General features: G+C 63.6%; 24 protein-coding genes. 19 read left to right on the top strand and 5 right to left on the bottom strand.

Translation table 11 applies throughout. The features are described 5' to 3' along the window. Window positions 1–58: 58 nt before the first annotated feature. On the bottom strand, window positions 59–577 hold the full coding sequence (locus QFZ88_RS21475; RefSeq protein WP_024922327.1) for an A24 family peptidase: 519 nt from the start codon (window positions 575–577) through the stop codon (window positions 59–61). 51 nt (window positions 578–628) lie between these two features. Beyond that, a complete protein-coding gene (locus QFZ88_RS21470) occupies window positions 629–763 on the bottom strand; it encodes a hypothetical protein (protein WP_275041526.1) in 135 nt (44 codons plus the stop codon). A 35-nt stretch (window positions 764–798) separates the two neighbouring features. On the opposite strand from QFZ88_RS21470, the gene QFZ88_RS21465 reads away from it, so the two are divergent. From QFZ88_RS21465 to QFZ88_RS21455, 3 genes are all read left to right on the top strand, one after another. After that, on the top strand, window positions 799–1,218 hold the full coding sequence (locus tag QFZ88_RS21465; RefSeq protein ID WP_024922326.1) for a pilus assembly protein N-terminal domain-containing protein: 420 nt from the start codon (window positions 799–801) through the stop codon (window positions 1,216–1,218). A 138-nt stretch (window positions 1,219–1,356) separates the two neighbouring features. Beyond that, complete coding sequence (locus tag QFZ88_RS21460) at window positions 1,357–1,947, top strand: TadE/TadG family type IV pilus assembly protein (RefSeq protein ID WP_024922325.1); 591 nt, start codon at window positions 1,357–1,359, stop codon at window positions 1,945–1,947. Between the two features lie 41 nt (window positions 1,948–1,988). Next, window positions 1,989–2,612: a TadE/TadG family type IV pilus assembly protein gene (locus tag QFZ88_RS21455; protein WP_051504849.1), complete on the top strand. Its 624-nt coding sequence runs from the start codon at window positions 1,989–1,991 to the stop codon at window positions 2,610–2,612. On the opposite strand, the gene QFZ88_RS21450 is transcribed toward QFZ88_RS21455, so the two are convergent. Then, complete coding sequence (locus QFZ88_RS21450; RefSeq protein ID WP_036254950.1) at window positions 2,609–3,529, bottom strand: phosphate/phosphite/phosphonate ABC transporter substrate-binding protein; 921 nt, start codon at window positions 3,527–3,529, stop codon at window positions 2,609–2,611. The genes QFZ88_RS21455 and QFZ88_RS21450 overlap by 4 nt on opposite strands. Before the next feature lie 204 nt (window positions 3,530–3,733). Between QFZ88_RS21450 and QFZ88_RS21445 the strand changes: the two genes are divergently transcribed. From QFZ88_RS21445 to QFZ88_RS21395, 11 genes are all read left to right on the top strand, one after another. Next, complete coding sequence (locus tag QFZ88_RS21445) at window positions 3,734–4,969, top strand: phosphopentomutase (RefSeq protein WP_024922322.1); 1,236 nt, start codon at window positions 3,734–3,736, stop codon at window positions 4,967–4,969. Continuing rightward, window positions 4,962–5,852, top strand: a complete 891-nt coding sequence (mutM, locus tag QFZ88_RS21440; protein WP_024922321.1) for a bifunctional DNA-formamidopyrimidine glycosylase/DNA-(apurinic or apyrimidinic site) lyase — start codon at window positions 4,962–4,964, stop codon at window positions 5,850–5,852. The genes QFZ88_RS21445 and mutM overlap by 8 nt, the downstream gene beginning before the upstream one ends. A gap of 40 nt (window positions 5,853–5,892) precedes the next feature. After that, the gene (locus QFZ88_RS21435) at window positions 5,893–6,666 is read left to right on the top strand and encodes an enoyl-CoA hydratase (RefSeq protein WP_024922320.1); all 774 of its coding nucleotides are present in this window, start codon (window positions 5,893–5,895) and stop codon (window positions 6,664–6,666) included. Window positions 6,667–6,825: 159 nt separating this feature from the next. Beyond that, window positions 6,826–7,092, top strand: a complete 267-nt coding sequence (gene rpsT, locus QFZ88_RS21430) for a 30S ribosomal protein S20 (RefSeq protein WP_024922319.1) — start codon at window positions 6,826–6,828, stop codon at window positions 7,090–7,092. Between the two features lie 819 nt (window positions 7,093–7,911). Further along, complete coding sequence (gene dnaA / locus QFZ88_RS21425) at window positions 7,912–9,453, top strand: chromosomal replication initiator protein DnaA (RefSeq protein WP_036254945.1); 1,542 nt, start codon at window positions 7,912–7,914, stop codon at window positions 9,451–9,453. A gap of 198 nt (window positions 9,454–9,651) precedes the next feature. Further along, window positions 9,652–10,770, top strand: a complete 1,119-nt coding sequence (dnaN, locus tag QFZ88_RS21420) for a DNA polymerase III subunit beta (RefSeq protein ID WP_024922317.1) — start codon at window positions 9,652–9,654, stop codon at window positions 10,768–10,770. 21 nt (window positions 10,771–10,791) lie between these two features. Further along, window positions 10,792–11,967 (top strand): DNA replication/repair protein RecF, encoded by a 1,176-nt coding sequence (recF, locus tag QFZ88_RS21415; protein ID WP_024922316.1) that lies wholly within the window; start codon window positions 10,792–10,794, stop codon window positions 11,965–11,967. Window positions 11,968–11,998: 31 nt separating this feature from the next. Further along, window positions 11,999–12,757 (top strand): molybdopterin-synthase adenylyltransferase MoeB, encoded by a 759-nt coding sequence (locus tag QFZ88_RS21410; RefSeq protein ID WP_024922315.1) that lies wholly within the window; start codon window positions 11,999–12,001, stop codon window positions 12,755–12,757. Further along, window positions 12,754–13,236 carry a GNAT family N-acetyltransferase gene (locus tag QFZ88_RS21405; protein ID WP_024922314.1) on the top strand — a complete coding sequence of 161 codons (483 nt, stop codon included), beginning with the start codon at window positions 12,754–12,756 and terminating at the stop codon, window positions 13,234–13,236. Before QFZ88_RS21410 ends, QFZ88_RS21405 begins: the two co-directional genes overlap by 4 nt. After that, window positions 13,233–14,489 carry an aconitase X gene (locus QFZ88_RS21400; protein WP_024922313.1) on the top strand — a complete coding sequence of 419 codons (1,257 nt, stop codon included), beginning with the start codon at window positions 13,233–13,235 and terminating at the stop codon, window positions 14,487–14,489. Before QFZ88_RS21405 ends, QFZ88_RS21400 begins: the two co-directional genes overlap by 4 nt. Then, window positions 14,489–14,902 carry an aconitase X swivel domain-containing protein gene (locus QFZ88_RS21395; RefSeq protein WP_024922312.1) on the top strand — a complete coding sequence of 138 codons (414 nt, stop codon included), beginning with the start codon at window positions 14,489–14,491 and terminating at the stop codon, window positions 14,900–14,902. Before QFZ88_RS21400 ends, QFZ88_RS21395 begins: the two co-directional genes overlap by 1 nt. A gap of 40 nt (window positions 14,903–14,942) precedes the next feature. Here the strand turns inward: QFZ88_RS21395 and QFZ88_RS21390 are convergent, their stop codons facing one another. Further along, window positions 14,943–15,944: a 2-hydroxyacid dehydrogenase gene (locus QFZ88_RS21390; protein WP_024922311.1), complete on the bottom strand. Its 1,002-nt coding sequence runs from the start codon at window positions 15,942–15,944 to the stop codon at window positions 14,943–14,945. Between the two features lie 165 nt (window positions 15,945–16,109). On the opposite strand from QFZ88_RS21390, the gene QFZ88_RS21385 reads away from it, so the two are divergent. Then, complete coding sequence (locus QFZ88_RS21385; protein ID WP_024922310.1) at window positions 16,110–16,667, top strand: SH3 domain-containing protein; 558 nt, start codon at window positions 16,110–16,112, stop codon at window positions 16,665–16,667. Window positions 16,668–16,841: 174 nt separating this feature from the next. Here the strand turns inward: QFZ88_RS21385 and irrA are convergent, their stop codons facing one another. After that, the gene (irrA, locus tag QFZ88_RS21380; protein ID WP_051504856.1) at window positions 16,842–17,240 is read right to left on the bottom strand and encodes an iron response transcriptional regulator IrrA; all 399 of its coding nucleotides are present in this window, start codon (window positions 17,238–17,240) and stop codon (window positions 16,842–16,844) included. A 286-nt stretch (window positions 17,241–17,526) separates the two neighbouring features. Between irrA and fabA the strand changes: the two genes are divergently transcribed. The 4 genes from fabA (at window position 17,527) to QFZ88_RS21360 (ending at window position 21,883) form a co-directional block, all read left to right on the top strand. Next, window positions 17,527–18,042, top strand: a complete 516-nt coding sequence (gene fabA, locus QFZ88_RS21375; RefSeq protein ID WP_024922308.1) for a 3-hydroxyacyl-[acyl-carrier-protein] dehydratase FabA — start codon at window positions 17,527–17,529, stop codon at window positions 18,040–18,042. Between the two features lie 33 nt (window positions 18,043–18,075). After that, entirely contained in the window at window positions 18,076–19,299 is a 1,224-nt protein-coding gene (gene fabB / locus QFZ88_RS21370) for a beta-ketoacyl-ACP synthase I (protein WP_024922307.1), read from the top strand. Between the two features lie 10 nt (window positions 19,300–19,309). Then, window positions 19,310–20,122, top strand: a complete 813-nt coding sequence (gene fabI, locus QFZ88_RS21365; protein WP_024922306.1) for an enoyl-ACP reductase FabI — start codon at window positions 19,310–19,312, stop codon at window positions 20,120–20,122. 201 nt (window positions 20,123–20,323) lie between these two features. After that, window positions 20,324–21,883 carry a putative bifunctional diguanylate cyclase/phosphodiesterase gene (locus QFZ88_RS21360; RefSeq protein ID WP_024922305.1) on the top strand — a complete coding sequence of 520 codons (1,560 nt, stop codon included), beginning with the start codon at window positions 20,324–20,326 and terminating at the stop codon, window positions 21,881–21,883. Window positions 21,884–21,914: the final 31 nt, after the last annotated feature.

Below are 21,914 nucleotides of genomic sequence, written 5' to 3'. Positions count from 1 at the left end.
GGATGACCGGATACCTTTCTCTCTGCGGGAGTGTACTCGGGCCTGACGGTACTTCTGGCTAGGAAGCCAGGCGCTGCAGTGCCCACATCGCCAGTGGCGATTCCGGGAAGGTGAGCAGACCGCCAATGCCCAGCGCGACCCCATAGGGAATGCCGACCTTCTCATCGGCGAAATGGCGCAGGAACATGTTCTGCTTGGTGTAGACCGCCAGGATTGACTTGCGGTAGGCGAGGATCGCCAGGGTGAGGAAGCCGCCGATGATGGAGGCGATCACCAGATACTGGATCAGCGTCATGCTGAGCCCCATCCAGACCGATGTCGCAGCCAGCAGCTTCGCGTCGCCACCGCCCATGCCGCCGAGCGCGAACAGGGTGAACGTCACGCTGAGCACCAGCAGGCCCGCGGCCAGATGCAATCCGTAAGCTGTCCAATCCATGCCGGTCAGCGGCGCGACCACGACAAAGGTGGCCACAAGCACCGCCGACACGCGGTTGGCGATGGTCATCGACACCATGTCCGAGATGGCGGCGAACAGCATGCAGAACGGAAAGATGACAAAGATCAGCGCTACAAGCATGGCCTGACACGAAAAAGAGCTGCAATCTGGCGGCAGCCTAGCCGAACTCCGTTAAGGATCGATGAGCCCGCCCCGGCAAATGCCGCCTTTCACCGGCATTTGCCGGCCATATCGCGCGCCGACAAGTTCGCAGTCGCCCTTGATCGCCAAGCGCCATTTAACCCTTGATTCACCAATCTCGTTCATCTTCCTTGCCAGTTCCGCCGTCTCCGGAGACCGAAATGTCCGTGTCGAAACCGCTGATCGTGGCCGCCGCGCTTGCCGCCACGGTCATTGCCTTGCCAAGCAAGGCCGACGTCGGCATCGAAGTCACCATGAACCAGGCGAAGATCGTCAAATTGCCGCGCGCGGCCGACACCGTGGTCATAGGCAATTCCGCGATCGCCGACGCCGCCGTGCAGGATGCATCGACCATCGTTCTGACCGGCAAGGGGTTCGGCGTCACCAATCTCGTGGCGCTCGACCGCCAAGGCAGTCCGATCCTCGATGAACAAATCACCGTGGTCAGGCAAGGCGCGAGTTCGGTGCGGATATACCGGCGTTCGCAGGTGCAGACCATGTCGTGCACGCCCTATTGCGAGAGCGCCACCAAGAACGAGGCCGAGAAAGTGTCGGAAACCGAGATGAGAGCCGGCCAATAGGCGTTTTTCACCGCTCTCGTCAGACCTCGGTTAAGCTCCGGTAAAGACCTCTGCCAATAGTTTAGGGACCGGGAAAACGGGCCTTCAACGGATTTCGTCTAGGCTTGCGAAGGTAAGGCGCGAGGGTCCGCAGACACTATGGGGCAGACAAGCAATTGCGAGGGCACTGGGCAGCCGGCGCGACGCCGCGGACTGCTTGCGCGTTTCGGGCGCGACCGGCGGGGCAGCACGGCCATCGAATTCACCATGCTGGCCATCCCGTTCGCGATGCTGGTCTTCGCCATCCTGGAAAGCTGTATCTCCTTCGCCGGCCAGGAACTGATGACGAGCAGCATGGACACCGCAGCCCGGCAGTTGCGAACCGGACAGGTTCAGCCAGCTACAGTTACCGTGACCTCATTGAAGCAGATGATCTGCAAGAACATGGAGATCATCGTCGCCAAGGATTGCCCCGGCCTGCTGGTCGACTTACGCACGCCGACCTCTTTCGCCGATGCCGCGAACTACACATTCAAGATATCCAATGGCGATATCGTGCTGATGAAGGCGGCTCAGGTCGATCCGAAGCAGTTCGTTGCCGAGCCCGGAGGGTCGGGAGCCATCAGCATTCTGCGCGTCTTCTACAAATGGCCGGTTATGACTGACTTCCTGGCCAAGTCGATGGCCAACCTCAATGGCGGCAACACGCTGCAGTTCGCGACTACCACCTGGAAAAACGAAACATATTAACCCTGATCGCGAACCGCGACAGACGAAGAAAAGAAAAGAAAATGTCGTCTCGTGCTGAAATCTGGTCGAAGCGTGGACCCCTGCGGACACTGGCCCGTCGGTTCGGCTTGGACAGGCGCGGCATCGCCGCCGTCGAATTCGCCTTTCTCGCTCCGATCCTGCTCGTCATGTATTTCATGACCATGGAAGCGTCGCAGGCCATCGAGACCAGCAAGAAGGTCGCGCGCCTCGGCAGCATGGTGGCTGATCTTGCCGGCCAGATAACAAACAGTTCCACCAAGTCCGACCTCGAGGGTATCATGAAACTCGGGCAGACGGCATTGCTGCCCTATGCGCGATCAGCTCCGACCATCACCATCACCGGCGTGCAATTGTCGTCCGCCGCCACGCCGACGGCCACGGTCGCCTGGTCGCGCAAGATGGTCAACGGCACTTTCAGCCAGGGCCTGGCGGTCGGCAGTCCGGTTCAGATACCGCCGGCCCTGGCCATCCAGAACACATTCCTGATCAAAGTCGACAGCAGCCTCGCCTACCAGCCGGTACTCGCTTGGGTGGCGGGTGGAAACAACGCCCTCAACCTGACCGCCTTCAACGGGATAACCATGGGCGAGAGCTATCTGCTTCGCCCGCGCACCCTGACGAAGCTGGACTGTACCGACTGCTAAGGCGTGACCTTATCGCGTCCTTGATCGGCTTTCGGCTCAGCCTCCGAGACAGCCTTCAGAATGGTTCGCGCGACGGCGTAATCTTCCCGCCCGACCGCGACGAAGCCGCCCGAATGCTTCGGCTCCAGAAGGTCGTAGATTTGTGGCGACTGCCCCTTCAGATTGGTCAGGAACACGCCGAGCCGCCGCTTGGCTTCCGGGTCGATGCTCTTGAGAACGGCATGCGGGCCATAGCGTAGCAGGCCGGACTTCCAGATCACCCGGATCGCCGCTTCCGGCACGCCCGCTTCGATCAGTCTTGCCACCGTGCCACCGGAGACAGTTTCGGCGCTGGCGGCACCGGCCGGCGCCCAGCCGAAGACCGCGTCCGCCCGCCCGTCGGCCAGCATGGCCTCCGCTTCCGTCGCTGTTTCGGCGCGTTCCAGGAAAGTCGCCCCCTCGGCAAAAGCCGAGGGCGTTCCGGCAAGCTCGGCCCTGGGCAATTGCCAACCGGCAAGGTTCTGCCTTGGCGCAACGGCGATGCGATGGGACGGCATTGCCGCCAAGGAGGGTAATTTGTCGTCGCGCGTGACGAGCACCGACCGTACGCCCACCGCACCGTCCGCGTCGGTCGGCGCGACCAACGGTTCAACGCAGCCGCATTTCTCGTCAACCACGGCATAGGCCATGGCCGAATAGGCCGCATAGTCGACGCGGCCGACGGTCTGCGCCTCGATCAGGGCGGTATAGTCGGGCGCGACCAGGAATTCGACCTTCTGGCCGAGCGCCATCGAAAAGGCGCGCGTCAGTTGCGACAGCCCCGGCACGGTGTTGCCGGCTCCAGGCTCGGCCAGAATGCCAATGCGGAAGGCGCCGCTCTTACCGGTGGTCTCGGCGCGAGCCGGCGCAAGGGCAATCGTGGAGAGCGCCAGGGCCATCAAGGAGGCCCCGATCAGGCATTGGAGGCGCAAACGACGAAGCTTCATCCGGAATCGATCAACCTTCACGATCTTGGCGCGACACAAGTCGGACCGCGCCACTGACAGCCATTGTCCATGGAAGCCGTTGCCGTTTGGTTTCCGAATTGCCAAGGCGGCTAGGCACTCCTATGTCTTGGCGGACAAATTTGCAGACAGGTTCGAATGGCGCGCGCTTTCATTTTCGTGTTGGACTCCTTCGGCATCGGCGGTGCGTCAGACGCGGAGGCATATGGCGATGCCGGCGCCGACACGTTCGGCCACATTGCCGAGGCTTGCGCAGCCGGCAAGGCGGACCAGGAAGGGCTGCGCAGCGGGCCACTCGCCGTGCCCAACATGGCTGCTCTCGGGCTTGGTCGCGCTGCCAGAACCGCGACGGGGCTTTCCTTCCCTGGCGCGCCTGCGGCCCCCGCCACCTTCCATGGCGCGGCGCAGGAGGTTTCCAGCGGCAAGGACACGCCGTCCGGCCACTGGGAGATCGCCGCCCTGCCCGTGCGCTTCGACTGGGGCTATTTCCCGGATACCATCCCGGCCTTTCCGACTTCGCTCACCGAAGCGATGATCCGCGAAGGCAAGGTGCCTGGCATCCTCGCCAACCGGCACGCGCCGGGCACCGGCGTGATCGAGGATTTCGGCGAGGAACATATCCGCACCGGCATGCCGATCTGCTACACCTCCGTCGATTCCGTGCTGCAGATCGCGGCACATGAGGAGCATTTCGGCCTCGAACGGCTCTATGAATTCTGCAAGGTGGTGCGCCGGCTGGTCGACCCGCTCAAGATCGGCAGGGTCATCGCGCGGCCCTTCGTCGGCGAAACCCGCGCCACCTTCAAGCGTACGCCGAACCGCCGCGACTTCGCCGTTCCACCGCCCGAGCCGACGCTGCTCGACCGGCTGACCGCGCGCGGCAGCCGCGTGCTTGCCGTCGGCAAGATCGGGGACATCTTCGCCCATCGCGGCATCTCCGACGTGCGCAAGGCCCCCAACAACATGGCCATGTTCGACAAAGCGCTGACCGCCATGGACGACGCCGGCGACGGCGACCTCGTCTTCGCCAACTTCGTCGATTTCGACACCGAATTCGGTCATCGTCGCGATGTCACTGGCTATGCGGCTGCACTGGAGGCCTTCGACAAGCGCGTCCCAGAGGCTCTGGCGAAGCTGAAGCCCGGCGACCTCCTCATCCTGACCGCCGACCACGGCAACGACCCGACCTGGCGCGGCACCGACCATACACGCGAACGCATTCCGGTATTCGGAGTTGCCCAGGGCCTCAAGGGCGGCGATATCGGGCTCAGGCTGACCTTCGCCGACATCGGAGAGACGGTGGCCGAACATCTCGGCCTCCCCGCCGGCCACTACGGTACCTCATTCCTTCCCAGGCTTGGCGCCAATGCCTGAACTTCCCGAGGTTGAGACCGTTCGGCGTGGGCTGCAGCCGACGATGGAAGGCGCCCGCATCCTCGCCGTCGAGGTCCGCCGGCCCAATCTGCGCTTTCCCTTTCCTGAACGCTTCGCGGAGCGCCTCGAAGGCCGGCTGATCTGCGCGCTCGGCCGCCGGGCCAAATATTTGACCATGCATATCGAGGATGGGCCAACGCTGATCTGCCATCTCGGCATGTCGGGCTCGTTTCGCGTCGAGCAAGCCGACGGCATCGACACTCCCGGCGAGTTCCAGCACGAGCGCTCCAAAGCTGCCGCCCACGACCATGTCGTTTTCCATCTTGCGCCCGCTGCCGGCGGTAAGGCGCGTGTGGTATTCAACGACCCACGCCGCTTCGGCTTCATGCTGTTTGGCGAAGGTGCGGTGGGCGACCATCCCATGCTGAAGGATCTTGGCGTCGAGCCGACTGGCAATGCGCTGGATGGTCCGCTGCTGGCTTCGCTCTTCGAGGGCCGAAAAGCACCTCTGAAGGCCGCGCTGCTCGACCAGCGGCTGGTTGCCGGCCTCGGCAACATCTATGTCTCGGAGGCGCTGTGGCGCGCCGGCCTTCTGCCTACGCGTTCCGCCGGCACCATCGCCAGCAACGGCAAGAAAGCGAAAGACCGGAGCGAGAAGCTTGCGGAGGCCGTCCGCTCGGTCATCGCGGACGCCATCGCCGCCGGCGGCTCCTCGTTGAAGGATTATGTGCAGGCCGACGGTTCGCTCGGCTATTTCCAGCATTCCTTCGCGGTCTATGACCGCGAGGGCCAGCCCTGCCGTAAACCCGGCTGCGGCGGGCATATCGAACGGATCGTGCAAAGCGGCCGCTCTACCTTCTATTGCCGCTCCTGCCAGGAGTAGGCTAGATCGGTCTCATCGCCTGCAATGAGGAGACCGAGCCATGGCCCATGAAACCATCATCGCCGAAACGCGTGGCAAGGTCGGGCTGATCACGCTGAACCGGCCGAAGGCGCTCAACGCGCTGAATTCGCAGGTGCTGGCCGATATTCTGGACGCCGTGAAGGCCTTCGAGGCCGACCCCAAAATCGGCGCCATGGTCATCACCGGCTCGGAAAAGGCCTTCGCCGCCGGCGCCGACATCAAGGAAATGCAGACCAAGACCTATGTCGAAGCCTTTTTGCAGGACTTCTTCGTCGGCTGGGAGGAACTGACGCGGGCCCGCAAGCCGATCATCGCGGCAGTGGCCGGCTACGCGCTGGGCGGCGGCTGCGAACTGGCCATGATGTGCGATTTCATCATCGCCGCCGACAGCGCCAAGTTCGGCCAGCCCGAGATCACGCTGGGCGTCATGCCCGGCATGGGCGGCTCGCAGCGTCTCACCCGTTTCGTCGGCAAGTCGAAGGCCATGGATATGGTGCTGACCGGCCGCATGATGGATGCCGCGGAAGCGGAACGCTGCGGCCTTGTCTCCCGCATCGTGCCCGCTGCTGACCTCGTTGACGAAGCCTTGAAGGCCGCCGCCAAGATCGCTGATTTCTCGCTGCCGGCGGTGATGATGGCCAAGGAGGCGGTCAACCGTTCGTATGAGACCACGCTGGCGGAAGGGCTGCGATTCGAAAGGCGCGTTTTCCACTCGATGTTCGCGCTCGACGACCAGAAAGAGGGCATGGCCGCCTTCGCCGAGAAGCGGAAAGCAAATTTCACCAACAGCTGAGGCTGCCAATGCACGGAAAATGCGCGCCTTCGGCGTTGACGCGCCTGAAAAGCTGAACTATAAGCCGCATCGATTGAGGCGGCCCGTGGCTGCCCATTTGTTTTTTGCGCCCAGCGGCATGCCGCAAGCGCCCACCATAGAGATCGGAAGAGAGGCAGCATGGCCAATACCTCGTCGGCCAAGAAGGCTACGCGCAAGATCGCCCGCCGAGCGGCAGTCAACAAGAACCGCCGTTCGCGCGTTCGCACCTATGTGCGCAAGATGGAAGAAGCGCTGGCCGCTGGCGACAAGGTCGCAGCCGAAGCCGCCTTCAAGGACGCCCAGCCGGAATTGATGCGCGCCGCCACCAAGGGCGTCGTGCACAAGAACACGGCATCGCGCAAGGTTTCGCGCCTCGCCCAGCGCCTCAAGACGCTGTCGGCCTAAGCCTTCCAGGCATCACGAAATTCTGAAGACCCGGCGCTCTTGCGTCGGGTTTTTTCGTTTGCCGGCAATGGCTTGAAATGAACGTTCGGAAACTACCGCAGCGGCAGTTTTCGAACATGTCGGGAACTTTGCCGGCATCTTTGTTCCGGGACTGCGCACCTGGCGACAGTCACATTCCTCGCGGCATAAATAATGATTTAACTTCAGTGGGTTAGCTGAGGTCGCGGCGGAATTGTCCACAGCTTGTTCACATCGCTTGGCGGGCTTCCGAAAGAACTCAATGTCAAGCGATTTTTTAAAAATTATTTCGCGCCAGCTACCCTTTTTCATATTCGCCGGAAAAGGGTTTGAATCACAACAGCTTTGCCCGTGGAGGCGCCCGCAAACACACTTAGATGCCCCCCGATGGTAACCAGATTCGTTAAAAATCCGTTAGATGCGGCCTTGCCCTTTCCACAGCGATTTCGGTAATGTCTGGCCATCGAGAGGGGCGGGCCGTTAGGCTCTCGACCTAGCCCAAAAACCGAAAAATCTGCGGCGCGGGAGCAATTCCGCGAAGGCATAGGTTTGCCCTTTCGATGCGTAGTGGGGACCGGGGTTTAAAAAGGGCATGGCAGGTCGAAACGGCCGGTATCTCACCGGGCGGTTTCGTTTGCCCTGTCGCTCCCGATCAAATGCCAGGGGCTCATTGCTTCGCCCTTGCGCGTCACCGCGTGCCCGGCCAGCGGCGGCAAGGTCCGTGGAACGATGGAAAGTGCCGGAAGAAGGCTGCGAAGATCAGCCCGCCGGTGCAAACTGGAAAATGAACGAGGATTTTTGATGATACACGGTGGCACAAACAGAGAGCTTGGCGGCGGCTTTCCTCTTTCCGGTGACCTGGTAGGAGAAGGCGCAATGGCTGCGGGCAATGAGGCAGACCAGCGTTTCGAACGCATCAAGGCGCAGCTGCGGGCGCGCCTGGGCTCCGAGGTCTATTCCAGCTGGTTCGGCCGCATGAAGCTTGTCGAGCTCTCCAAGGGCGTCGCGCGCATGTCGGTGCCGACGGCGTTCCTGCGCTCGTGGATCAATGGCCACTATAGCGATGTCATCGCCGAGCTGTGGAAGCAGGAGGATGCCAGCATTCTCAAGATCGAGGTCGTGGTGCGCAGTGCCACGCGCCATGCCAGCCCTGATCTGGAAGCCGCTCCGGTGCGCAAGGTCGCCAAGCAGTCGCAGGCCGCGCTTTCGTCCGGCACCGTGCTCGGCGCCGGCAAGCAGGAACGCGCACCGATGGCGCGCGGCGTCGCCGCAGAACCCGATTTCCGCCAGAACGTGCTGGGCTCCCCGCTCGACCCGCGCTACACTTTCGGCTCCTTCGTCGAAGGCCCGTCGAACCGGGTGGCTTTCGCTGCCGCGCGCGCCGTCGCGGAATCCGCCTCCAGCGCCGTGCGCTTCAACCCGCTGTTCCTCCACGCTACCGTTGGGCTCGGCAAGACGCATCTCCTGCAGGCGATCGCAGCGGAATCGCTGCGGCACAATCCGAAATCGCGCGTCGTCTACCTGACCGCCGAATATTTCATGTGGCGCTTCGCCACCGCGATCCGCGACAACAATGCGTTGACGCTGAAGGAGCAGCTGCGCGACATCGACCTCCTGATCATCGACGACATGCAGTTCCTGCAGGGCAAGTCGATCCAGCACGAGTTCTGCCATCTCATCAACATGCTGCTCGACAGCGCCAAGCAGGTGGTGGTTGCCGCCGACCGGCCGCCTTCCGAGCTGGAATCGCTCGAGCCGCGCGTGCGTTCGCGCCTCAATGGCGGCGTGGCGCTCGAAATGTCGGCGCCCGACTATTCGATGCGGCTTGCCATGCTGAAGCAGCGCCTGGCGACCGCCAAGCATGACGACACCTCGCTGGACATCGCCGACGATATCCTCGACCACGTGGCGCGCACCGTGACCGGCAGTGGCCGCGAACTGGAAGGCGCTTTCAACCAGCTCCTGTTCCGTCAGTCTTTCGAGCCGCAGATCAGCATCGATCGCATCGACGAGATTCTCGGTCACATCTACCGCACCGGCGAGCCGAAGCGGGTACGCATCGAGGATATCCAGCGCATCGTGGCACGGCACTACAACGTGTCGAAGACCGAGCTTCTGTCCAACCGCCGCACTCGCACCATCGTCAAGCCGCGACAGGTGGCCATGTATCTGTCGAAGGTGCTCACCCCGCGCTCGCTGCCGGAAATCGGCCGCAGGTTCGGCGGCCGCGACCACACCACCGTGCTGCATGCGGTGCGCAAGATCGAGGACCTGTCGGGCGCCGACAACACGCTGGCGCAGGAGCTCGAACTGCTCCGCCGGCTCATCAACGACCAGGCTTGACCAGGCGGGCGGCAACCTGACTGCCCACCAATCCCGTTATCCCCGAGAAAGCCCACGGAACCGGTCGCAACCGGCTCCGTGGGCTTGCGTTCACAGGTATTTTCCTGTCAGCTTGGCCAGAATCTGAGTGCGCTCAGACCTTTCGCGGGGCGCCGCTCAGCGGAGACCCGACAGCCATTCAAGCGAGCCTACATCGTCATGCGTGTCATTCTCGAACGGTCCAATCTTCTGAAGTCCCTCAACCACGTCCATCGTGTGGTCGAGCGGCGCAACACCATACCGATCCTGTCCAACGTGTTGCTGATGGCCGAAGGCGGCAGCCTGGAGATGAAGGCAACCGACCTCGACCTGGAGATCACGGAAGCCGCTCCCGCCAAGGTCGAGCGGGCGGGCGCCACCACGGTGCCGGCGCATCTTCTCTACGATATCGTGCGCAAGCTTCCCGACGGCGCCGAGGTGATGCTGAAGACCGACGAAGACGGCAACGCCATGACGGTCATTTCCGGCCGTTCGAGCTTCCGCCTCCAGTGCCTGCCGCAATCGGACTTCCCCGAACTGTCGGCCGGGTCGTTCTCACACATTTTCCGGCTGGATTCGACGGCGCTGAAGCGCCTGATCGACAAGACCCAGTTCGCCATCTCCACGGAAGAGACGCGCTATTATCTCAACGGCATCTTCCTGCACACGCATGAGGTTGGCGGCAAGCTGAAGCTGCGTTCGGTGGCGACCGACGGCCATCGCCTGGCGCGCGCCGAAATGGACGCGCCAGCGGGTTCGGAAGGCATGCCGGGCATCATCATCCCGCGCAAGACCGTCTCGGAGCTGCAGAAGCTAGTCGACGATCCGGACGTCGCGGTGACCACCGAGCTGTCCGACACCAAGATCCGCCTCACCATCGGCAGCGTGATCCTCACCTCCAAGCTGATCGACGGCACCTTCCCCGACTATCAGCGCGTCATCCCGACCGGCAACGACAAGCAGCTGGTGATCGACCGACAGAGCTTCGCGGCCGCGGTCGACCGCGTTTCCACCATCTCCTCGGAACGTGGCCGCGCGGTAAAGCTCTCGATCGCCGAGGGCCAGGTGACATTGGCGGTCAACAACCCGGATTCCGGCAGCGCCACCGAAGAACTGGCCGCCGACTATGCCTCCGACCCGATCGAGATCGGCTTCAACGCGCGCTATCTGCTCGATGTCGCCGCACAGCTCGGCGGCAGCGATGCCAAGTTCATGCTCGCCGACGCCGGATCGCCGACGCTGATCCACGACACCAGCGACGAGAACGCTCTCTACGTGCTGATGCCGATGCGCGTTTAAGGCGCGCATTGCCTTGACCCGATGAACAGTTTCGAGAGCCGGGAAGACGCGAGACGCGCGCAGACGCACCTCACCCGGCTCACGCTCACCAACTTTCGCAACTATGCTGCGCTGTCGCTGGAGCTCCAGCCGGGCGCCGTCGTCTTCACCGGCGACAACGGCGCCGGCAAGACCAATCTGCTCGAGGCGATTTCGTTCCTGACGCCGGGACGCGGGTTGCGCCGCGCGCCTTATGACGACGTCGCGCGCGAGGGCGGTGACGGCGGCTTTGCCCTGCATGTTCGCCTCGACGGCCCGGCCGGGGAGGCCGAAATAGGCACCGGTGTCGCCGGCGCCGAGGCCGCCGGCGAAGGCGGACGCCGTGTGCGCATCAACGGTGCGGCGGCGCGCTCGGCCGAAGACATGCTGGATTGGCTGCGCGTGATCTGGCTGACGCCGGCGATGGACGCGCTGTTCACCGGCCCCGCCGGCGACAGGCGCCGCTTCCTCGACCGGCTGGTGCTGGCGATCGACGCCGGCCACGGCCAGCGCGCACTCGACTACGAAAAAGCCATGCGCGGTCGCAACCGGTTGCTCGCCGAAGGTTCCCGCGATGGCGCCTGGTTCGAGGCGATCGAGACCCAGATGGCGGAGACAGGCGTGGCGATTGCCGCCGCGCGCAGCGAGATGGTGCGGCTTTTGTCGACCATGATCGAAAAACTGCCGGGCGACGGACCGTTTCCGCAGGCCGATATCGGCCTTGCCGGCGAACTGGAGGCCGAAATCGGCTCCATGGCGGCTGTCGACCTCGAGGAAAAATTCCGGCGCGCGCTGGCCAGCGGGCGCGAGCGAGACCGTGCCGCCGGTCGCACGCTGGACGGGCCGCATCGCGCCGATCTCGTCGTGCGCCATCGGCCAAAGGCGATGCCAGCCGAACTCTGCTCGACCGGCGAGCAGAAGGCGCTGCTGGTCGGGCTGGTGCTGTCGCATGCGCGGCTCACGGGCGAGATGTCCGGGCTGACGCCGATATTGCTGCTGGACGAGATCGCCGCGCATCTCGACGCCGGCCGGCGCGCGGCGTTGTTCTCCATCCTGGAGGAATTGAACTGCCAGGCCTTCATGACCGGCACCGACGCCGCACTGTTTTCCAGCCTGAGCGGTCGTGCCCAGTTCCTGACGGTCGATCACGGCGCGGTTGTGCCAACGGCTGGCGCCTGACAAGCCATCGGCGGGGCGATAGGATCGGTCCATGAACACCCCTGCCCTTTCCGATGAAGAACTGGAACGCTACGCGCGCCATGTCGTGCTGCCAGAGATCGGTGGGCCGGGCCAGCAGAAACTGAAGCGCGCCCGCGTTCTCGTGCTCGGTGCCGGCGGGCTCGGCGCGCCGGTGCTGGAGTATCTGGCGGCGGCGGGTGTCGGCACGCTCGGCATCGTCGACGACGATGTCGTCTCGCTCTCAAACCTGCAGCGGCAGATTATCCACGACACCGGTGCCATCGGCCAGTCGAAGGGCGAAAGCGCCAGGGCCGCGATCGCCCGCATCAATCCGCATGTGACGGTGGAATTGCACACTTTGCGGCTGACCGTCGAAAACGCGGCGGAGATCGTGCGCGGCTATGACGTCGTGGTCGACGGCTCCGACAATTTCGAGACCCGCTATGCGCTGGCCGATGCCTGCGCGGCCGAGAAAAAACCGCTGGTGCATGCCGCTGTCGGCCGCTTCGACGGCTCCGTCACCGTGCTGATGCCATTCGCGACCGGCGCTGACGGCCGCCCCCATCCCAGCTATCGCGACCTCTTCCCGGAAGCGCCGCCGTCCGGCCTGGTGCCGTCTTGCGCGACGGCCGGCGTTGTCGGTGCGCTGACCGGCGTGATCGGCACGTTGCAAGCAATGGAAACCATCAAGCTGATCGCCGGCATTGGCGAACCGCTGGTCGGCCGCCTGCTGCTTTACGATGCGCTCGGCGCCCGCTTCGACACGATCCGCTACAGGAGCCCGGCATGAGCGGCGAGATCGTCATCCGCCGCATGCCGCCGGATTTCACGCGCTGGCACGACCTTCTCGGTCTCATCTTGCGCGCTTTCGCTTACATGGACGGCGTGATCGACCCGCCCTCCTCCGCCCACAATCTGACGGCTGACGGCTTGCGCGAAAAGGCCAGCCAGGAAACATGCTTCCTAGCGATGCAGGGCGAAAACATCGTCGGCTGCATCTTCGCAGCCGAACATGCCCGGCACGTCTATGTCGGCAAGCTGGCGGTCGAACCGGGCTTCCAGGGCAAGAATGTCGGCCGACAACTGCTGGAGACGGTCGAGACGATGGCCCGCGCGGCGGGCAAGCCGGTGCTGGAGTTACAGGCGCGTATCGAGTTGACGGGCAATCAGGCGGCTTTCGCGCGGCTGGGTTTCGTCGAGACGGAGCGCACGGCGCATGCGGGCTATCATCGGCCAACCTCGGTGACCATGCGCAAGATCCTGCCATGACGCTCATGCTCACCGTCGACGAGCAGGCGATCGCCGCCGGGCGTGATGGCGAGGGCGCGGCAATGGCGATGCGCATCGTCGCCGAAAGCGCGCGGCTGCTCGGTGCGCGGCGCCTGATCCCGATCGCTTCCGCCCATATCGACGGCGCGCTCTATCACGGCGATTCCGGCACGCTATTCGCTGAAAGGCTGGTGGCGGGCGGCGGGCGTGTCGGCGTGCGTGCCACGCTCAATGTCGGCGCGCTCGACCTGACCGGCTGCGCGCATGTGCGCTTGAAGGAACCGCAGCGCGGCATGGCGCGGCGCATGATGGAGGCTTATCGCGCGCTCGGCTGCGAGCAGAGCTGGACCTGCGCGCCCTATCAGGCCGGCCACCGACCCGCGAAAGGCACCGACGTCGCCTGGGGCGAATCCAACGCCGTGGTGTTCTGCAATTCCGTGCTTGGCGCGCGCACGAACCGCTATGGCGATTTCCTCGACATCGCCTGCGCGATCGCGGCCCGCGCACCGGATTATGGGCTGCACCGGCTGGAGAATCGGAAGGCGCGACTGATCTTCGACGTCTCGGGCCTGTCGGCCGCCTTCCTGGCCGCGGAAACCGCCTGGCCGGTCCTCGGCAGCCTTTACGGGCGCGAGGTGGGCGATGCGATCGGCGTGGTCACGGGCATCCCGCCGCATCCCGGCGAGGACGCGTTGAAGGCGTTCGGCGCCGCCGCGGCCTCTTCGGGTGCGGTCGGGCTTTTTCACATTGCCGGCGTGACGCCCGAGGCGCCCGATCTCGACAGCGCGCTTGGCGGCGCGGCGCCCGAAACCACCATCCGCGTCACCCCCGAAATGGCGGAAGCGGCACGGGCGCGCCTTTCGACCGCCGAGAAGCCGGAGGCAATCCATGCGGTTGCGATCGGCAGCCCGCATCTTTCGCTTGCCGAATTCGAGACGCTCGAACGCCTCGTCGCCGGCCGACGGCTCGGCGTCCCCCTTTATGCCTGCACTGGGCGCCATGTCCTGCCCGGACTGGAGCGCGATGGGCGCCGCAAGGCGCTGGAAGCCTGCGGCGTGGTGGTGGTTGCCGACACCTGTGTCGTCGTCACGCCGATCATGCCGGACCGCATAAACGGCGTGCTGATGACCAATTCCGGCAAGTTCGCGCATTACGCGCCGGGCAATACCGGCTATTCCGTGCTCTATGGCTCGCTGGCCGACTGCGTCGAGAGCGCGGTTGCCGGCAAACCGGTATTTGCGAGGCTCGGCTGATGAGTACCCGTGCCGAAATCCTGGTGCCGGGCAATACAGGCGAAGGCGAGGCCCTGGTGCTGTCGGCACCGATCAGTTTCTGGGGCGGCGTCGACCCCAAATCCGGACGCATCGCCGATGTCCGCCATCCCGAATGCGGCCAAAACATCGCCGGAAAAGTGCTGTTCCTGCCCGGCACCATCGGCTCGTCGTCGGCATCGGCGGTGCTGATGGAGCTTGTCCATGCCGGCCACGCGCCAGCGGCACTCGTGCTCAACGAGCACGACGCCATCCTGCTGCTCGGCCTGATCGTGGCGCGCGAGATGGGCTGGGAGACGCCGGTGGCGGTGAAACTAGACCGGGCGGGCTATCCAGCCTTCGCGGGCGCCCGGGTCAAAGTCGGGCCCGACGGCGATCTCGATATTCTGAACTGAGGCCGCGCGCCGCCTGATTTGTCGGCGCGTCAGGCGCCGATCAGGTCCGAATCGGCAGCACGCGGTCCGGCGGACGGTGACCGTCGAAGAAGGTGCGGATGTTGATAATGACCTTCTCGCCCATGTCGATACGGCCTTCCAGCGTCGCAGATCCCATATGCGGCAGAAGAACGACCTTGTTCTTGGCGGCGAGCCTCAACAGCTTGGTGTTCAGCGCCGGCTCGTTTTCATAGACGTCGAGGCCGGCCCCGGCCAGCTTGCCGTCGTGCAGCAGCTTGATCAGCGCATCCTCGTCGATGATGTCGCCGCGGGCCGTGTTGACGAGATAGGCGGTCGGCTGCATCAGCGCCAGCCGGCGGCCGGATAAAAGGTGGAAGGTCGCTGGTGTCGAAGGACAGTTCACGGAAATGATGTCCATGCGCGCCAGCATCTGGTCGAGGCTTTCCCAATAAGTCGCCTCCAGTTCGTCCTCGACGCTTTGCAGCACGCGATGACGGTTGTGGTAGTGGATCGACAGGCCGAAGGCCTTGGCGCGGCGGGCAACGGCGGTGCCGATGCGGCCCATGCCGACAATGCCCAGGCGTTTGCCCCAGATGCGGCGGCCGAGCATCCAGGTGGGCGACCAGCCGGCCCATTTCTTGTCGCTGGGCAGAACATTCGCCCCTTCCGCCAGCCGCCGCGGCACGGCAAGCATCAGCGCCATGGTCATGTCGGCGGTGTCTTCCGTCAGCACGTTCGGCGTGTTGGTGACGGTGATGCCCTTTTTGGACGCCGCCGTGACGTCGATATGGTCAACGCCGTTGCTCAGGCTGGCGATCAGTTTGAGGTTGGGGCCGGCCTGCTCGATCAGTTCGGCATCGACACGGTCGGTGATGGTGGGAACGAGCACGTCGGCCTCGCACATGGCGGCGGCCAGTTCGTCGCGCGTCATCGCCCGGTCTTCGACATTGAGCCGCGCGTCGAACAGTTCGCGCATTCGCGTCTCGACGGGATCCGGCAGTTTGCGCGTGATCACAACGAGAGGCTTTTTCTTGCCGGCCATCGTTTCCTCGTTTCCGGGGTGGTGTTGAGACCTCTTTAACCAAGACCGGCGAAACTGCAAACCGGTCGCGGCCGCTATGTCTCATGTAACAAGCAGTGCCGTCGAAGACAAAGAAAAAGGGGCGCCGTCGCCAGTGGTTGGCGGGCGCCATACAAGGAAATGAACGTGTCTGGTTTCGCGTCGCTACGGCTGATTCTCTCCGCGACAGTGCTTGGCCTGCTCACGCTCTCTCCGGCCGCTTCGGCGCAGAACGCCGCCGCGCCGGTCCAGACGGTGACGCTCGGCCCCTCCGGCCTGCCCTTGCCGCGCTTCGTCAGTCTAAAATCCGCCAGAGTCAATTCGCGCGTCGGCCCCGGCGCCAACTATTCCGTCGACTGGATGTACACCAAGGCCGGCATGCCGATGGAGATCATCCAGGAATTCGACACCTGGCGGCGCGTACGTGATGCCGACGGGTCGGAAGGCTGGGTCAGCCAGGCCCTGCTTTCGGGCAAGCGCACGGCAATCATAGCACCCTGGCAGCGCGGCAAGGACACCCGCATCAACCTGCTCAAGAATGCCACCAAGGATGCCAGCGTGGTGGCGATCGTCGAGCCGGGCGTGATTGGCACGATCAAGGCATGCGACGGCCAATGGTGCGAAATGACCCTTGGCGGCCGCACCGGCTGGATCAACCAGGGACTGGTCTGGGGCGCGTATCCGGGCGAAAGGATCAACGACTGAGCCCATCGGGGCTATCCGTCGACATCAGGCCTTGGGCATTCGCTCACGACGTCGCGTTACGACAGCAGACAGACCGCGCAGCGGGCGTGATCGCCAGCCCAGGTTCCTAAGCCAATTCACAGATTTTTGCGAGCGCTTGGAGCGGCTGACCCAGCCGCAATGCCAGCGCGACGTTCAGACGCCGCGCTTGGGGCGCAATCTCACCACCACGTCGACATTGGCGATTTCCATGCCCTCCGGCGGAGCCGGTAGGTTGGCAATCGTCACCGGACCGCTCTCGATGTCGAAGATGCGGTTTTCGCCCTCGATAAAGAAATGGTGATGATCGGAGGTGTTGGTGTCGAAATAGGTGCGCGACCCTTCAACCGCGAGGATACGCAGCAGGCCGGCCTCGGTGAACTGGTGCAGGGCATTATAGACCGTGGCGAGCGAGACCGGAACGCCAGCGGCCAGCGCCTCCTCGTGCAATTCCTCGGCCGAAAGGTGGCGGTCGCCCTTGGCGAACAGCAGATCGGCCAACGCGATACGCTGGCGAGTCGGCCTCAGGCCCGCTTCGCGAACCCGCTTGTCCACACCAATGCCGCTCTTGCGTCCGTCCAAACCGATCGACCCGTTGTCTTGTTTCCGCCTGCCTTGCCTGCTGAGAAAGGCAAAAGTCAGGCCGAAATGGATACCCTGCATTGTGCCAGATATATTCTGTCGCCCAAATCCGATCAATAGCGCGCATTGACCCGGGGGAATGGGCAGGCTAGAGCCTCCGCGATACTCGCGGCGTCGGTTTCCGGCGTGAAGCGGACTGTGTTAGTTAATGTCAGGGCGCAGGCACCGCATCGCCGGGCGAACGATGGGGAAGGATCAAATGGCGGATCGGAAATCGAGCTACGACTACGACGATCTGCTGGCTTGCGCCAAGGGCGAACTGTTCGGCCCCGGCAATGCCCAGCTTCCCTACCCGCCGATGCTGATGTTCGATCGCATCACCGAGATCAGCGAAACCGGCGGCGCGTTCGACAAGGGTTTCCTGCGCGCCGAATTCGCCATCCATCGCGATCTCTGGTTCTTTCCCTGCCACTTCATCGACAATCCGGTCATGCCCGGCTGCCTCGGCCTCGATGCGCTGTGGCAATTGACCGGCTTCTTCCTCGGCTGGCTCGGCGAGCCCGGCAAGGGCATGGCGTTGTCGACGGGCGAAGTGAAATTCAAGGGCATGGTCACGCCTTCGGTCAAGAAGGTGGAGTACGGTGTCGACTTCAAGCGCGTGATGCGCGGCCGGCTGGTGCTCGGCATCGCCGATGGCTGGCTGAAGGCCGACGGCGAACCCATATATTCAGCCACGGATCTGAAAGTGGGTCTGTCAAAGCAGTCCGCTGCCTGACGCCCGCACTCAACAACAGACGAGGAGCGCAATATGAGACGGGTCGTAGTAACTGGCCTCGGCATCGTATCGTCCATCGGAAACAATGCCGCCGAGGTTAGCGCCTCGCTTCATGACGCCAAGTCCGGCATCAGCTTCTCCAATGACTTCGCCGAGCACGGCTTCAAGTGCCAGGTCTGGGGCGCCCCCAACCTCGACACGACCGATCTCGTCGACCGTCGCGCCGCGCGTTTCCTGTCGCAAGGCGGCATGTGGAACCATGTCGCGATGAAGCAGGCGATCGCCGACAGCGGGCTCGAGGAAAGTGTCGTTTCCAGCAACGAGCGCACCGGCATCATCATGGGTTCGGGCGGCCCTTCGACGCGGACTATCGTCGAAGCCTCCGAAATCACGCTGAAGAACACCAGCCCGAAGCGCATCGGCCCGTTCGCCGTGCCGAAGGCGATGTCGTCGACCGCGTCGGCGACGCTCGCTACCTGGTTCAAGATCCACGGCGTCAACTATTCGATCTCGTCGGCCTGCTCGACCTCGGCGCATTGCATCGGCAATGCCGCCGAGATGATCCAGTGGGGCAAGCAGGACGTCATGTTCGCCGGCGGCCACGAAGACCTCGACTGGACGATGTCGAATCTGTTCGACGCCATGGGCGCAATGTCCTCCAAATACAACGACCGTGCTGCCGTTGCCTCGCGCGCCTATGACCTCAACCGCGACGGCTTCGTCATTGCCGGCGGTGCCGGCGTGCTGGTGCTCGAAGAGCTCGAACATGCCAAGGCGCGCGGTGCCAAGATTTATTGCGAACTGGTTGGCTATGGCGCGACCTCGGACGGCTTCGACATGGTCGCGCCGTCGGGCGAAGGTGCTATCCGCTGCATGCGCCAGGCGCTGTCGACGGTGAAAGGCCCGGTCGACTATATCAACACCCATGGTACCTCGACGCCGGTGGGCGACTCGAAGGAAATGGGCGCCATCCGCGAAGTGTTCGCCGACAAGATGCCGAACATCACCTCGACCAAGTCGCTGACCGGCCATTCGCTGGGTGCGGCCGGCGTCCAGGAATCGATCTATTCCATCCTGATGATGCAGGGCGGTTTCATCGGTGAAAGCGCGCATATCGAAGAGCTGGACCCGGAATTCGAAGGCATGCCGATCGTGCGCAAGCGCATCGACAACGCCAAAATCGACACCGTCCTGTCCAACTCCTTCGGCTTCGGCGGCACCAACGCCACGCTCGTTTTCCAGCGCCACTCCGCATAGGGTTTTCGACATGGACGGATTGATGAAGGGCAAGCGCGGGCTCATCATGGGCGTCGCGAACGATCATTCGATTGCCTGGGGCATTGCCGACAAGCTCGCCCAGCACGGCGCGGAACTGGCTTTCACCTATCAGGGCGAGGCGTTCGGCCGCCGCGTCAAGCCGCTGGCCGAGAAGATCGGCGCCTCGCTGGTTCTGCCTTGCGACGTCGAGGACAGCGCTTCTGTGGCAGCGACCTTCGAAACGCTCAAGCAGGAATGGGGCAAGCTCGATTTCATCGTTCACGCCATCGGCTTTTCCGACAAGAACGAGCTGAAGGGGCTCTACGCCGACACCACGCGCGAGAACTTCGTCCGCACCATGGTGATCTCCTGCTATTCGTTCACCGAAGTCGCCCGCCATGCCGCCGCGCTGATGCAGGACGGCGGTTCGATGATCACGCTGACTTATGCCGGGTCCGTCCGTGTCATGCCCAACTACAACGTCATGGGCGTCGCCAAGGCCGGGCTGGAGGCAAGCGTGCGTTATCTCGCCAACGATTATGGCAGCCGCGGCATCCGCGTGAACGGCATCTCGGCCGGCCCGGTGCGAACGCTGGCGGGTGCCGGCATTTCGGACGCGCGCTACATGTACAGCTATCAGCAGCGCAATGCCCCGCTTCGCCGTACAGTCACCCTCGACGAGATTGGCGGCTCGGCGCTCTATCTGCTGTCGGACCTTTCCTCCGGCGTGACGGGCGAAATCCACTATGTTGATTCGGGGTACCACATCGTCTCGATGCCGGTGCTGGACGAATTGAAGCGGATGGACAGCGGCAAGGAATAGGAACGGCGCGCTTCCTGCCCCAAAACGCCTTGTTTGCCAAGAAAATTGCCCGATTTTCACAACCCTCAGCAAGCCCTTGCTTTCTGACGCATTTTAATGAAACGTTAGGCAAGCTTAGCCGCGAATAAAATGCGACCAATCGCAGGAAACTTATTTTAAGGGGAACGCGGTTAGAACATCCGGCAGATTGGGAACCTGCGTATGCCCGCCGACAAAAATCCTGGCCGAACGCCACTTTTCCGGCTGATAACCATCGCCGCCGCCGGCTTGGGCAGCTTCATGCTGGGCTTGTGGGGGCTTAAGCTCGGCGTCGGCGACGGACTGGCTGAACTCCCCGTCAACGCTATCGCGGCCGTCGTTGCCGCTCTGTGCGCGCTGGCCGCCGCCGTGGCCGCGATGTCGTTCTTCGCCGGCGTCGATGAATCGGCCGACTATGTGTTTTCCGAAACCAATTTCGACAAGCTGACCGGAACGCTGGCCAAGCATGCGATGGTCGGCAAGGTGGCGGAAGCCGCCTCGCAGACACTGAAGACCGGCGAACCGGTCTATCTGCTCGACATCGACGTCAACCGCTTCAAGCAGATCAATGACGCTATCGGCTATGCGCAGGTCGACGACCTGGTGCAGCTGTTCGCGCAGCGGCTGAAAACCCTTCTGCCGCGCGAGGCCGTCGTTGGCCGCATTGGTCCCGGCGAGTTCGCCGTGCTCTATCCCGACAAGCGGCTGCTCGGCTCCATGGAAGCCCTGGTCGAGAAGCTGGTAGACGATCTCGTCGCCCCCTATCAGTTGAAGACGCATCTGCAGTCGATCAGCCTTTCGATCGGCGTCGTTGCCATGCCGAAGGACGGCATCGATCCCGTGCTGGTGCTGCGCCGTGCCAATCTCGCCCTGCAGAACGCCCGCGCAACCAATGCCGCCGGTGCATGGTCGGTGTTCCAGCCGGAAATGGGCAAGGTTGCCGACCACCGCCAGTGGGTCGAATCCGAATTGCACACCGCGTTCGAACGCGGCGACTTCGACCTGCACTATCAGCCGCAGCTCGACCTGCCGACCGGCAAGGTCGTCGGCTATGAGGCGCTGATCCGCTGGAACCATCCCGAGCGCGGCATGATCCCGCCGATGGAATTCATCCCGCTGGCGGAAGAGACCGGCATGATCGGCCCGATCGGCGAATGGGTGCTGCACAAGGCATGTTCGGATGCTCGCCATCTGCCGGAAGAGTGCTTCGTGGCGGTCAACATCTCGCCGGTGCAGTTCATGACCAAGGATTTTCTGGCCATGGTGCGCAACACCATAGCCAGCACCGGCATCAAGCCGTCGCGGCTGGAGCTGGAAGTGACTGAAACGGCGATGATGCAGGACAAGGACCGCGCCGCAGCGATCCTAAGGGAACTGTCCGACATGGGCATTTCGGTCGCCGTCGACGACTTCGGCACTGGTTATTCCAACCTGAGCTACCTGATCGACTTCTCGTTCCGCAAACTGAAGATCGACCGCTCCTTCGTCAGCCGCATCGACACCGATTCCGGCTCCGGCGCCGTGGTTTCCACCATCGTCGGCCTGTCGCGGGCGCTCGGCGTCAGCACCATCGCTGAAGGCGTCGAGACCGAGAGCCAGGCCTCCATGCTGCGGGCTGCTGGCTGCGAAGTGGTGCAGGGTTATCTGTTTGGCAAGCCGGCGCCGCTGCGTGTCATCGGCGGCCAGACGCACTCCGTGGAACAGATCGTGCAGGAGAGGCGCGGCAGCGCCGGCATGCACTGATCCAACTGGCAAATTCATCGATCGGGATGAT

The organism is Mesorhizobium sp. YL-MeA3-2017 (assembly GCF_030814575.1).
GTDB lineage: Bacteria > Pseudomonadota > Alphaproteobacteria > Rhizobiales > Rhizobiaceae > Mesorhizobium > Mesorhizobium terrae.
This window is presented reverse-complemented; position numbering and strand designations above follow the sequence as displayed.